This window comes from Microcystis sp. LE19-195.1E (assembly GCF_027532095.1).
Taxonomy (GTDB): Bacteria; Cyanobacteriota; Cyanobacteriia; order Cyanobacteriales; family Microcystaceae; genus Microcystis; species Microcystis aeruginosa.
Genome location: NZ_JAPZSZ010000291.1, coordinates 1 through 12,686, shown reverse-complemented (window position 1 = coordinate 12,686; position 12,686 = coordinate 1). Strand labels below are relative to the sequence as shown.

Here is a 12,686-nt window from a genome sequence, read left to right as displayed (position 1 = left end):
CAAGCTTTTCTGGTCGGAACCCCCTAAGCCGAGTTTTCAAGGTGCTGCGCCGTCCACTTGGTTTTCGAGACTGGCCTTTTAATTCTAACGTAAAGCCAACCTAGAACGGCGGGGTTTCAGACCCAAAATTTCCGATGATTACCTGTCCTCGTTGTCAGCACAAGGTCGATAGTCAAGCCTTGCAATGTCCCTACTGTGCTAATATTTTCAAGGCCTATGGTCATCCCGGCATGACCCTGCATCAAGCTGTCACCGGCGAGTTTTTATGTCAAACTTGTCTTTATCATGGCGATGATAGCTGTAATTTTCCCCAACGTCCCTACGCTAGTAGCTGCACTTTATACAAAAATAGCCAAATGATAGCAGAAAAAATTCCTCCTCTCCCTCTGCCTAGGGTTTTTAAAAATTGGTGTCTCAGAAATAAGGGATTATTGCTATTATTAACCCTGATTTTGGGCAGTATTGCCCTAGCTTTTATAAACTCACGTCGTTAATTTTCTTGCTGGCGATCAAGCCTTGATATAGCTCTAGATCGAACCAGAAAGTTGTGCCAATTCCCACTTCACTAATCAAATTAATTTGACTATAGTGCTTTTCAATAATATTTTTGACGATCGATAATCCTAATCCCGTCCCTTCTAGGGTATGAACGCGATTTTCTACCCGATAGAAGCGATCGAATATGGCACTTTGATCCTCGGCATCGATGCCAATACCAGTATCGGATACTTCCACGCGAATTTTGGGAGTTTCTTGGGGATTATCTCTGCTTATTTTATAGGCACGAATCACCACTTTACCGCCAGCAGGAGTAAATTTTAGGGAGTTACCGACTAGATTAGTTAATACCTGTAAAAGTAGATCATAATGACCTAAAATTGGTAGTAAATTGGCTTCAATTTCCGAGCTTAATTCTAGTCCTTTATCCCTAGCATTGAGTTGATAGGTCCTTAGGGTTTGTTCGATTAATTGTCCGATATCGATCGCATCTAAGTTATAGTTACGGGAGGATTCTAACCGAGAAAGATCGAGAACATCATTAACCAAACGAGTTAAGCGATCGGTTTCATGATTAGCGGTTTCTAAAAACTCTCTTTTTTCTGTATCGCTGAGATCCTCACCAAATTCTGTCAGGGTTTCAATAAAAGATTTGATGTTAAATAAAGGGGTTCTTAACTCATGGGAAACATTGCTGATAAATTGACTTTTTGCCTCATTTAATTCTGTTTCTCTAGTTATATCCTGTAGCGTCATGGCAATTCCCCGGACATTCTCCCGATGCTGATCGAATACCTGAGTTAACAAAAGGCGAATTGTCCGGGTTTTCGGGTTAGTTAAAGATAATCTAAATTCTGCTGGGGAATAGTTATTATTTTCCTGATCAATAACAGCATTTTTAGGATGATGATTTTGATTAGCCGATTCTTCTGGCTGGAGGGTTTCTCCTGCCGCAATTTGATAGAGAGGTTTAGTTAGTCTAACCGTTAACTCCGAAGGAAAAAGATGTAGAACATTTTTACCGATAATTTCCCGATCTTCCCAGCCAAATATTTCCCGAGCTGCGGGATTAATTAATAATAATTGAAAATTAGTATCTAAGAGAATCGCCCCATCAGCAATAGTGGACATTAACGTATCTAATTTGGCTTTTTCGGCGGTCATTTCTTCGATATTTTGTTCTTCGTATCGTTCTAACTTTTCCGCCATTTCATTAAAACTGAGAATTAATTCCCCTAACTCTCCTCCCAAGGGTAAATCAACGCGCTGCTTAAAATTTCCTGCTGCAATATTTTTGACGCCGACTAATAACTCCTTGATCGGTTTGGTGATAGTTAAAGCATTAAAAACCGCCCCCAGAATCACCATAGCCCAAATCGAGACAAAAACGGCAATAGTCACATCACGGGTTAGATTAGAAGAAGCGACCACAATAGCGTTAGGATTGATCCCGATCGCTAATACTCCCAAATATTTGCCCTCATGATTTAAGGGAACAAAGACATCGGTTACTTCACCGTCGGGGGTTTTATGCTGACGGACGAGGGGAGTTTCCGCATTTTCGCCATAATTTTCCGGTAATTGAATGCGACGCTCAATCGTCAGGGAGTTCTTAACTTCGGCGGTAGAATAGGGAATGCCGAAAAATATTTGACCCTCCTCGTTAGCGTAGATCAAATAACGCACACTGGAGGTACTACTATAAAAACGGGCTGAAAAACGGGCTAAATCGGTTAAATTGTCCTCAGCAATCAGAGGGGAGACATTAGCGGCTAATAACAGCCCTAAATCCCGGCCAAAACGGGTATCATTGAGACGGACATCCTGCTGGATCGTGTGAACCGCCCAAAAGGTTAAACCACTCATCAACAAAGAAACGGCTAAAGTAGCCGCGGCCATTAATTTAGTTTGGAGAGTGAATTCGGACCACCAACGGGCGATCGCTTCTCGGAGAATGAGCAGAAAATTAAACACGGTTAGGCAGGATTAATCGGTGTTCTTGAGGAGTCTATCGCTCAAATCGCGGGTTAATATAATCATCTTAACTCATTAAACCTCTTGCATAATTAATTTTTCAGGGTTCAAAAACGGCAAAAATAAGGATTAAACGGCATAAAGTCTGTAAATAGACCATTTAACTGATTATTATTCCTTCTTAATTCTCCTGACTACTGACTACTGGCTACTGACTCCTAACCCTAACAACAATTTTTGATTTTTACAAGAGGTCTATTATCTAAGCTGGCAGTAATCTCACCTAAGTCTCCGAGAAAGTCAAGAAATGCCCAAAAGCGCCAAGAGTTGTAATTTTAGCCACCCCCGGTACTTCTGTGGTGTAGATACTGAACACACCTAGATTTTGCCGTTGACTAGAGGTTTCGATCGCTGGTTTTAAGATTTGATTTTTGATCACATTTCTGGCTGCCACTGGCAAAGAATCGATCGAGCCACAGAGACTGATTTTCTCGCAAGCGATTTTGTCGGCATGAGCGAGGAGTTTTTCCGAGGCGTATTCGCTGTAAAGTTCTTGGGGTGGATTGGTAAATCCCATAATCCCCGCTACCACCCCCAAGGCGATCGCTCCCTTGAAGAAATTACCCCCCATAGCTACTTAGCTCCTTGATTTTGTCTTCTCCACTCTATTTTGACAAGACATTTGCGATCTGGCTAGGGAGCGGCGTTAACTTCTTAAACCAATACCGGGTGCATAGCACTCTAGTACATTTCCCGTCAGACTGCAGCTAATTAACAGATAATCACAGTGAGAACAGGCGGTGCTAACGAGATGGTGTTCTAAAATATGCTGTCTTTCGGCAAAATTTCCACAATTAGGACAGCGTACTTGTTGCAGGGTGATCATAGCAAACCTCATTAATTAGTTATCTTCTGTATATCAAGCTAGTTTTTCTTGATCCCAATCGGTTTAAGTCTATTTTTTCCTTGATCCCCATTATGGAGTAGATCATCTGATCTTGCTAGTAATTTTTACTAAACTTTGCAATTTTTCTGGAAAATTTTAATAATTTCTTTCTGGTGTTTTTTACCTTGATCGGATAGGTATCGGTAATTTTGGGGAAGAGAAAACCAGTAAGTGAACTATTGATCCCTTACTGCTATAATTACGGCTGAGATTATTGATTATCCTATGAAGTATGCTCTGGTTCACGAGTGGTTAACCCCAAAGGCGACGGGGGGATCGGAATTAGTGGTTAAGGAGATTTTACAATGTCTAGAGGCGGATTTATACGCTTTGATCGATTTTGAGTCCACTAATCCCGATAGTTATCTCTATGGTCGCTCGATCGGGACAACTTTTCTGCAAAATTTCCCGAAAGCGAGAAATGGCGTACAAAAATACTTACCTTTTCTTCCCCTAGCGATCGAGCAGTTAAATTTAGAGGATTATGATGTGATTTTATCCTCCTCCCATTGTGTGGCTAAAGGGGTGTTAATTCGACCGGATCAGGTGCACATTTGTTATTGTCACACTCCGATGCGTTATGCTTGGGATTTAACTTTTGACTATCTGGCTAATAGTAAGTTAGGACAAGGATTACCCGGTATTTTCACCCGTTATCTCTTGCATGGTTTGCGTCAGTGGGATGTGATTTCTGCTAATCGTGTGGACTATTTTCTGGCTAATTCCCACCACACCGCTAGACGAATTTGGCGCTGTTATCGACGGGAGGCAAAAGTTATTTATCCTCCCGTACAAATCGAGCGTTTTCCCTACCAAGAGAAAAAAGAAGATTTTTATTTAGTAGTCTCTCGTTTGGTTAGTTATAAAAAAGTCCCTTTAATTGTGGAAGCGTTTAATCAATTGGGATTACCCCTAGTGGTTATTGGAGATGGTCCACAAATGGCTTTAATCCGACAGTTAGCTAAGGATAATATTCAGATTTTAGGTTCCGTGTCCGATCGAATAGTAGCAGAATATATGTCGAAAGCAAAAGCGTTTATTTATGCTGCCTGTGAGGATTTTGGTATTGCTTTAGTGGAAGCGCAAGCTTGTGGTACTCCCGTGATTGCATTTGCTGCCGGAGGTGCTTTAGAAACCGTGCGAGAGCTGCGGGAAAATTCTCCCCAGGGAACAGGATTACTTTTTGGGGAACAAAATCCCCAATCTTTGCTGGAAGCGGTTAAATATTTTGTTGATCACGGTGATAAAATTGATCCGGAAGATTGTCGGCAACAGGCTAATAGATTTACTCCAGAGGTTTTTAGAAATGCTTACAGTTTGTTTATAGAGGAACATTCAATATCTAAAAATTATTGCTAAGTTTAATTAGAGCAGTTATCTTAATGGTGAGCTAGGAATTTTTCGTTTTAGGGAGTCGGTCATCGGTCGTCGATAACAAATTAGGTTACACTTTATCTTGATGAGAAACTCTGTATTTCACCAATGGTGAGAATGCAGTCAATGCGCCCAAAATGTAATATTATGGATATTTATCTAAAGTGGAGATGCCAACGCTGATAGCTTACCGTGGTGCTTGTGATGACAGAAAAGCGAGGATTATAGCCGTGCCTTGGAATCGAGTTAATCAATGGGTAGAAAGACGCTCTTTAGTGGCCTTAGAATCAGCTTATCAGAGAGCGCTGAAAATTAAAGCGATCGAAGATAAACATTTTGGGGGACAAAAAATTTCCCCGGCTGCCGTGGGAGGAAAAAGTGTTTATGATTACTTTCAAAGTACCCTAGAGCGAGAATTATTACAGATACGTTTCGATTTAACTCAAGTGCGTCTGGGTAATTTTATCAATCCGCAAACTAACCCAGAAAATAATAACATCTTAGAGACTTTAAAGGTGATCGAGGACATTATCGGTAAATATCGCCTAGATTTAGGGGAATTGCTGCCCCCATTACCGAATAATCAAACCCCAAATCTGCCTAATACCAATCTCACCAGTGATAAACCCAGGGATAAAGATAACCAGATAATTTCTCCTGCAACCAGTAATAAATTTTTTAACTTCCAGCAAGAATTAACCCCCGAATACGAACAAACCGTTATTAAACAACTCCGTACCCTGCGACAACAGCAACGTATTGCTATTCGTTTTATCCTGATTATTATTTTAGTTCCTCTCTTGGTGCAGGTTATTAGTAGAAACTTTATTTTTAGCCCTGTTTTAAACTATTTTGGTGTGGATAGAGCGAAAATATCAGAAGTTTATATTTCTCAGGAAATTGGCGAAAAATATCTCAGGGAATTTGCTAGACTTCAAGAAATTGAAGAAATCAAGCAGGTTTTAGGAGTAGTAAAAGCAGGGCATAAATCAGAAGAAAATTTTCGGGAACAGGTGGAGGAATTATTCAGAGAAGCGGGTTATGAAAGTCAAGATGGTTGGAAAAACTTACTCTCCGATATCACTGGATTAATAGCCTTTATTGCGATCTTAATTTTTGGTCGTCAACAATTGGCAATTACGCGAGCTTATGTTAGTCGTTATTTTCTCAGCTTAAATGATATAACCAAAGCCTTTATCTTTATTCTCTTTACCGATATATTTGTCGGGTTTCACTCGGCGGAGGGTTGGACGGTAATCTTAGAAACTTTGTTCCGGCACTTTGGTTGGCGCGAGAATATTACATTTATTAGCTTGTTTGTGGCCACGGTTCCCGTTATCCTAGATACCATCTTTAAACTATTAATATTTAATTATCTGACTCGTAAATCTCCCACTGCCGCAACTATCCTAGAAAAGATGAACCAGTAACGCCCTATGATCCTTAGTATTGCCGATACCTTCATTAAAAGACCCGTTCTGACCACAGTTTGCTCGATTTTAATCGTTTTGATCGGAGCGATCGCTGTTCCCTTTTTACCCCTAGAAAAACTGCCCCAGTTGGCATTTATTCAGGTAGCGGTAAATGCCAACTATTTGGGAACCGATGCCAAAACCGTACAGGATAACGTTACCACGGTACTCGATCGCCAGATTAACGGGACAGAACAGATTGTTTATATGCAGTCCCAGAGTACCAACACCGGACAAAGTACGGTGAATGTCTTTTTCCCGGTGGAAATGGATCGTAACATTGCCCAAGTCTTGGTACAAAACCGTGTCAGTACTGCGGCCGCTAGTTTACCGGAAGAAGTGAACCGGCAGGGGGTGACAACCAATACCCAATCCCCCAGCGTTACCCTTGCCTACGGGATTTCCGCCAAACCGGATGAAAAGGGCAATTATCCCTACGATACGGTCTTTTTAAGTAACTTTGTCGATCGGGTCATCGATGCCGAGATTCGCCGGATCGAGGGGGTTGGTAGTACAACAATCATCGGGGAGAGGGAATACGCCCTACGTTTTTGGCTTAATCCCGATGCTTTAGCCGCTAGGGGCGTATCGGCGGAACAAGTAGTACAGGCGATCCGAGAACAGAATATTCAGGTGGGTGCGGGGACAATTGGCGGTGATCCCAGTCCCGAAGAGCAGCAATTCCAGATCGCCATTCGCGCCGTTGGTAGGGTGGCCACCGGGGAGGAAGCGGAAAATATTGTCGTCAAAGTCGGGGAAAATGGCGATTTAATCCGAATTAAAGACGTAGGACGCGCAGAAATCGGAGCCGAAAGCTACAGTACCGCCGCCTATTTCGACAAATCCCCCGCCGTTGTCTATATCGTCTATCAGTTACCCGGTTCCAACGCTTGGAATACTGCCAAACTGGTAAAAGAAAAAATGGCGGAACTAGAACCAAGTTTCCCCCCGGGGTTAAATATCGCCATTACCCTCGATAATACCGCCTTTGTCGCCGCTTCCCTAGAAGAAGCCTTTGGCACTCTGGTTGAGGCGATTTTACTGGTTATTCTCGTCATTTTTATCTTCCTTCAGGATTGGCGCACCACGATCATTCCGGCGATCGCTATTCCCGTATCTTTGATCGGAACCATGGCCGTCGCCCTGGCTTTAGGCTATTCTCTCAATAACCTCTCCTTGTTTGCCGTCATTCTGGCCACTGGTTTAGTGGTGGACGACGGCATCGTGATCGTAGAAGCGGTATCGGAAAAATTACGGCAGGGAATGCGGCCATTTCAAGCTGCCCTCGATGCCATGGGCGAGTTAACCTCGGCGGTGATTGCTAGTTCTCTTGTACTGCTGGCAGTTTTTATTCCCGTCACCTTCTTCCCCGGTACGGTGGGGATCGTTTATCGACAATTTGCCGTCATCATCTCCGCTTCAATTATCATCTCCACCTTTAACGCCCTCAGTTTTTCCCCCACCATGTCGGCGATTATCATGAAAGCGCCCCAACGCACCCGCGGACCCTTGGGACTGTTTTTCGAGGGCTTTAATCGGGGTTTCAACGCAGTTAAAGAAGGCTATCGACGCTCGATCGAATTTCTGATCCGCATCCGTTTTTTAGTGTTACCATTCTTTATTGCCGCCCTCTTTCTCACAGCTTGGAGTTATAGCACCACTCCCCAGGGTTTTATCCCCGAAGAAGACCAAGGTTATGCCTTCGTTTTGGTGCAAGCACCCGCCGGGGTTTCCTTGCGCTACACCGACCAGGTTATCCGTCAGATTAACGAAGAAATTCTCGACGGTATCGAAGAAATCGAACACTTTGTCGGTATGGCGGGCTTTAGTTTTGCCGGAAGTGGTAGCAACCAAGGACTATTTTTTGTCAAGTTAAAAGAATGGTCGGAACGGCCCGGCGAAGATAAGTCAGTTTTCGGGGTTCTGCGGAAAATTAACCAACAATTAGCCACTAAAGTCCCAGATGCTCGCGCTTTCGCCGTTAATGCGCCCCCCGTGGATGGATTAAGTTCTACCGGCGGTTTCGAGTTATTTATCCAAAACCGCGCTTCTTTCCCCATGGACGCTTTGATTGCCAACGCTAATAAAGTCATGGCCGAGGCCCGAACAAGACCGGAATTATCGGGAATTTTCACCCAATTTACCACCGACACGCCGATGCTGGAACTTTCCATCAATCGCAACCAGCTACAGGCGCAAAACGTCGATATGCAGGCCGTTTTCGGTACCCTGCAAACCTATCTCGGTTCCAACTTCGTCAATCAATTCGTCTTAGGCGATCGCTTGTATCGAGTCTTTGCCCAAGCAGAAGCGGATTATCGCTCTAATCCTGAAGATATTAACCGTCTTTACGTCCGTTCCCGTACCGGGGCCAATATTCCCCTATCGGGTTTGGTTAGCGTCAAACGCTTCACCTATCCACCGATTATCACTAACTTTAACCTCTATCCCTCGATTAACGTTCAGGGTAGTCCCGCCCCCGGTTTTAGTACGGGACAGGCGATCGCAGTGATGGAAGATGTTTGTCGGAAAGTCCTGCAGCCCGGTTTCGGTTACGCTTGGACGGGTACAGCTTTCCAAGAAAAAACTTCCGCCGGGGCTGCCCCAGTTATCTTCGGATTAGCCTTTATCGTGGTTTTCCTCGTCCTTGCGGCCCAGTACGAAAGCTACATTGACCCGATTATCATCATGATTACCGTTCCCCTAGCGATCCTAGGTGCCATGGGGGCCTTACTGTTGCGGGCGAATTTCCTACAAGTGGGTAGTCTGTTCCCGGCGGTGAATAATAATATCTATGCTCAGGTGGCTTTGGTCATGTTGATCGGTTTAGCGGCTAAAAATGCGATTTTAATCGTGGAATTCGCTAACCAGTCCCGTACTTTGGGTTTAAGTATTCCCGATGCGGCAGCCCGGGCCTCGACGGAACGCTTAAGACCGATTCTGATGACGGCTATTTCCGGTTTAGTCGGTTTCTTGCCCTTGGTTATCGCTTCCGGCGCCGGGGCGATGAGTCGTTGGTCTCTGGGAACTGCAATCCTAGGCGGTTATCTGATTTCCACGGTGTTGAGTTTATTTCTCGTCCCGGTGTTGTATGTGCTGATCAAACAGTTCGAGGCCCGATTCCTCTCCTCGAAACCCCCGAAAAGTGGCGGTTCTGGCGGCAAAAAAACCCCTTCTCTCGATGGGGAAAGGAATACATCAGAAACCCCCATAGAAGAAGGGGCCATTTCCTCTTTGAAAATCTCTCCTCAGTCCCCGAATGACTAGGGTGTTAGATTTTGGGGTTTTGGGGTTTTAGGGTTTTAGGGTTTTAGGGTTTTAGTTGAAATTCCCCCACCTCCCCACTTCCCCACCCCCCCACTTCCCCACACCCCACACCCCACACCCCACACCCCATCTCTGATAACTGAAAATAATGAGTCTAGAATCTACTGCTAACGAGGCGATCGCTCATAATTTAGAGCAATTCCTGCTAGTTTTGACCATTTCCTTGAGTGTCGCCACTTTATCGAGAACCGTTGCCTTCCTCCGCAAAATTCCCTACACCCTGCTGTTAGTGATTGTCGGTATGGGTTTAGCTTTTTTAGATTTGCGTCTAGTTAATCTTTCCCCGGAATTAATTCTGGAAATTTTTCTGCCTCCCCTCCTTTTTGAAGCCGCTTGGAATATTCCTTGGGCTAAATTAAAGGAATATTGGGTTACTATCGTCCTTTTTGCCGTTATCGGGGTAATTATCTCCGTTTTGGGAGTCGCCTATCCCCTACATATCTTTGCTAATTTACCCCTATCGATCGCTTTTCTGTTGGGTGCTGCCCTAGCTGCCACCGATCCCGTCTCTGTGATTGCCCTATTTAAAGAATTGGGGGCCAGTAAAAAACTAACGATCCTGATGGAAGGGGAAAGTCTCTTTAATGATGGGGTCGCTGTGGTCGCTTTCGTCCTCTTGGTGGGGATTCCCTTAGGAGTCGACACCTTTTCCGTCCCCGTGACGATCGCTCGTTTCTGCACCTTTGTGGGGATTGGGATCGGTGTCGGTTGCGTGATCGGTTTCGGCATTTCCTACCTTACCCAACGCTTCGATTTGCCTTTTGTGGAACAGTCTCTTACTCTAGTTTCTGCATACGGAACCTATCTCGTCACGGAAAAATTAGGCGGATCCGGTGTGATTGGGGTGGTAATTGTCGGGATTATTCTCGGTAATCTCGGTTCCCGCATTGGGATGAGTCCCCGCACCCGCTTGGTAGTTAGCGAATTTTGGGAATTTATCGCCTTTTTTGTCAATTCCATCATCTTTTTACTGATCGGCGATCAAACCCGTTTTGAGAGTCTCGGTAGTCACTTAACCGGGATTTTAATAGCGATCGCCGCTATGGTGGTTTCCCGTTTGCTGTCCATTTTTGGACTAGGGGGAATTAGTAACCTAATTACGGGCAATAGGATCAGTTTTAAGGAAAGAACGGTGTTATGGTGGGGAGGATTGCGCGGTTCGGTTTCGATCGCCCTAGCGTTAAGTGTTCCTACGTCTATCCCCTACCGTCAAGAAATTATTGACGTGGTTTTTGGGGTGGTTTTATTTACTTTATTGGTGCAAGGATTATCTATACAATGGCTGTTAAATGCCCTCAATCTTATCGGTGATCAACCGATTCGCACCGAATATTCGGCCTTAATTGCTCGTCAGATTGCCTTAACTAGGGTTGCCAATTATCTGCAACAACCAGAACGTTTTCCCGATATCGATCCCGAATTTTATCGCGACAAAAAAACTCTGGTGGAAGGACAATTAAAGTCCTTGGCAGATCAGTTGCAAAAATTACTACAGGAACACCCACAATTAAAAGATGTGGTAGCCGAACAATTTCAAGATACTTTACTTGATATCGAAGCTAATACCTACGCAGAATTAATTCGAGCCGGTCGTTTAAATGAAAATCTCGTTCCCCTTTTAGTGGAGGTAGAAGAAGAAAAAGAGATGGTTTAATGATCAAGTCATGGAAAATCAAAGAATTTTTGCTAAAAATTGCTGAGTTCGATCGGATTGGGGATGATTAAAAAATTCTGCTGGGGGGGCAATTTCCAAAATTAAACCCTGATCCATAAATACCACTCGATCGGCCACTTCTCGCGCGAATCCTACCTCGTGGGTGACACAAACCATGGTCATCCCCGATTTGGCTAAACTTTGCATCGTTTCCAAGACTTCTCGCACCATTTCTGGGTCTAAAGCTGAGGTGGGTTCATCGAATAACATCACCTTCGGCTGCATGGCCAAAGCGCGAACGATTGCCACCCGCTGCTGTTGTCCTCCCGATAACTGGGGGGGATATTTAAGCGCTTGTTCGAGAATACCAACTTTTTCGAGGAGTTTTCTCGCTATTTCCTCCGCTTGCGCTTTTTTCCAACTGCGCACCCAGATGGGACCGAGGGTGACATTATCTAATACCGTCAGATGGGGAAAGAGGTTAAATTGTTGAAAAACCATGCCAACTTCCTGACGGATTGCCTCGATATTTTTCAGGTTGTGGGAAACAGTTATTCCGTCAATAATAATGCGGCCTTTTTGATAAGATTCTAACCCGTTAAAAGTGCGGATAAAGGTGGATTTTCCCGAACCGGACGGCCCCATAATCACGACAACTTCCTGTTTATTAACGGTGAGATTGACTCCCCGCAAAGCATGAAAGCGGTTATCATACCATTTTTCCACAGCTTCGGCAATTATAATCGGTTCACTGTTGTGAGAGTCCATATTTTTGAGAGTTTATTGATTATCTGTATCGGGAAACCACTGTTTCTCAAGAATTTGTCTCAGAGAGTAGGGACAAATTATCGGTAAATTTTTTAATCCTGTCTTTTTTTCGGCAATTAAGCGAGCGTTTTCATAGATATTTTCTAACTCTAGTTCTATAAATTTGCTTAAATTGGTGGTGAGCTTATATTCTAATTGTACTCGAAAAGTGATAATCTCTGCCGCCCAATGATTACTATTTTTTTCTCTTTCTGTCGTCCAAAATTGATAGAGTAGCAGCTGGATTATTATCGATAAAATTAAACTTTTAACAGCAGTTTTTTCGCTTCGTCTCAAAGCTGCCAACTCCTCGATTAAATGTTCGTAATCTACCCGATCGAACTGACGATTTTTTAATAACTCGATCGTCTCGCTTAACCAGCGATCATACTCCCGTTCATAAAGCTGTTCTAAAGCAAGCATTATCTTTGATCAAATGGGGACATGATTAAAAATAACCCGTTCCTAGGAATGATAGCATAAAAGATGCGGCTCTTCGTTACTTGGTATGGTTCGATCGGGTGGCAGAAATCGGCTAAATCCTTATCTGGCAAGAGACTTAATTGATTAGCTCGTTCTAGATTGAAAACAATTGACAAATATTGCGGCAATGTCTTTCTATATAAGGGTTTCA

11 protein-coding genes are annotated in these 12,686 nt (G+C 43.8%); 5 read left to right on the top strand and 6 right to left on the bottom strand.

The window, feature by feature from the left end:
• Window positions 1-134: 134 nt before the first annotated feature.
• Window positions 135-494, top strand: coding sequence for a hypothetical protein (locus tag O9300_RS16245; protein ID WP_287972758.1), 360 nt, complete (start codon window positions 135-137; stop codon window positions 492-494).
• On the opposite strand, the gene nblS is transcribed toward O9300_RS16245, so the two are convergent.
• From nblS to O9300_RS16230, 3 genes are all read right to left on the bottom strand, one after another.
• On the bottom strand, window positions 475-2,472 hold the full coding sequence (gene nblS / locus O9300_RS16240) for a two-component system sensor histidine kinase NblS (RefSeq protein WP_287972756.1): 1,998 nt from the start codon (window positions 2,470-2,472) through the stop codon (window positions 475-477). The two genes, O9300_RS16245 and nblS, sit on opposite strands and share 20 nt — an antisense overlap.
• Window positions 2,473-2,755: 283 nt before the next feature.
• Complete coding sequence (locus tag O9300_RS16235; RefSeq protein ID WP_287972754.1) at window positions 2,756-3,103, bottom strand: DUF4359 domain-containing protein; 348 nt, start codon at window positions 3,101-3,103, stop codon at window positions 2,756-2,758.
• Between the two features lie 75 nt (window positions 3,104-3,178).
• Window positions 3,179-3,358, bottom strand: coding sequence for a hypothetical protein (locus O9300_RS16230; RefSeq protein WP_002798263.1), 180 nt, complete (start codon window positions 3,356-3,358; stop codon window positions 3,179-3,181).
• A 285-nt stretch (window positions 3,359-3,643) separates the two neighbouring features.
• On the opposite strand from O9300_RS16230, the gene O9300_RS16225 reads away from it, so the two are divergent.
• The 4 genes from O9300_RS16225 (at window position 3,644) to O9300_RS16210 (ending at window position 11,245) form a co-directional block, all read left to right on the top strand.
• Entirely contained in the window at window positions 3,644-4,777 is a 1,134-nt protein-coding gene (locus O9300_RS16225; RefSeq protein WP_287972753.1) for a glycosyltransferase, read from the top strand.
• A 245-nt stretch (window positions 4,778-5,022) separates the two neighbouring features.
• Window positions 5,023-6,222, top strand: coding sequence for a proton extrusion protein PcxA (locus tag O9300_RS16220; RefSeq protein ID WP_149987747.1), 1,200 nt, complete (start codon window positions 5,023-5,025; stop codon window positions 6,220-6,222).
• A gap of 6 nt (window positions 6,223-6,228) precedes the next feature.
• Entirely contained in the window at window positions 6,229-9,531 is a 3,303-nt protein-coding gene (locus O9300_RS16215; protein ID WP_287972751.1) for an efflux RND transporter permease subunit, read from the top strand.
• Window positions 9,532-9,679: 148 nt separating this feature from the next.
• Window positions 9,680-11,245 carry a cation:proton antiporter gene (locus O9300_RS16210; RefSeq protein ID WP_287972750.1) on the top strand — a complete coding sequence of 522 codons (1,566 nt, stop codon included), beginning with the start codon at window positions 9,680-9,682 and terminating at the stop codon, window positions 11,243-11,245.
• Window positions 11,246-11,263: 18 nt separating this feature from the next.
• Here O9300_RS16210 and O9300_RS16205 read toward each other — a convergent pair whose 3' ends face one another.
• From O9300_RS16205 to O9300_RS16195, 3 genes are all read right to left on the bottom strand, one after another.
• Window positions 11,264-12,013 (bottom strand): amino acid ABC transporter ATP-binding protein, encoded by a 750-nt coding sequence (locus tag O9300_RS16205; protein WP_287972748.1) that lies wholly within the window; start codon window positions 12,011-12,013, stop codon window positions 11,264-11,266.
• Between the two features lie 12 nt (window positions 12,014-12,025).
• Entirely contained in the window at window positions 12,026-12,475 is a 450-nt protein-coding gene (locus O9300_RS16200; protein ID WP_287972746.1) for a DUF29 domain-containing protein, read from the bottom strand.
• On the bottom strand, window positions 12,475-12,686 hold a 212-nt coding region (locus tag O9300_RS16195), incomplete at its 5' end, for a hypothetical protein (RefSeq protein ID WP_287972744.1). The genes O9300_RS16200 and O9300_RS16195, both read right to left, overlap by 1 nt.

Excerpts from the sequence above, each read along its gene's own strand:
- O9300_RS16230 (WP_002798263.1), bottom strand. The coding sequence starts at position 3,358 with ATGATCACCCTGCAACAAGTACGCTGTCCTAATTGTGGAAATTTTGCC.
- O9300_RS16210 (WP_287972750.1), top strand. The coding sequence starts at position 9,680 with ATGAGTCTAGAATCTACTGCTAACGAGGCGATCGCTCATAATTTAGAG.
- O9300_RS16215 (WP_287972751.1), top strand. The coding sequence starts at position 6,229 with ATGATCCTTAGTATTGCCGATACCTTCATTAAAAGACCCGTTCTGACC.
- O9300_RS16245 (WP_287972758.1), top strand. The coding sequence starts at position 135 with ATGATTACCTGTCCTCGTTGTCAGCACAAGGTCGATAGTCAAGCCTTG.
- O9300_RS16235 (WP_287972754.1), bottom strand. The coding sequence starts at position 3,103 with ATGGGGGGTAATTTCTTCAAGGGAGCGATCGCCTTGGGGGTGGTAGCG.
- O9300_RS16205 (WP_287972748.1), bottom strand. The coding sequence starts at position 12,013 with ATGGACTCTCACAACAGTGAACCGATTATAATTGCCGAAGCTGTGGAA.
- O9300_RS16225 (WP_287972753.1), top strand. The coding sequence starts at position 3,644 with ATGAAGTATGCTCTGGTTCACGAGTGGTTAACCCCAAAGGCGACGGGG.
- O9300_RS16200 (WP_287972746.1), bottom strand. The coding sequence starts at position 12,475 with ATGCTTGCTTTAGAACAGCTTTATGAACGGGAGTATGATCGCTGGTTA.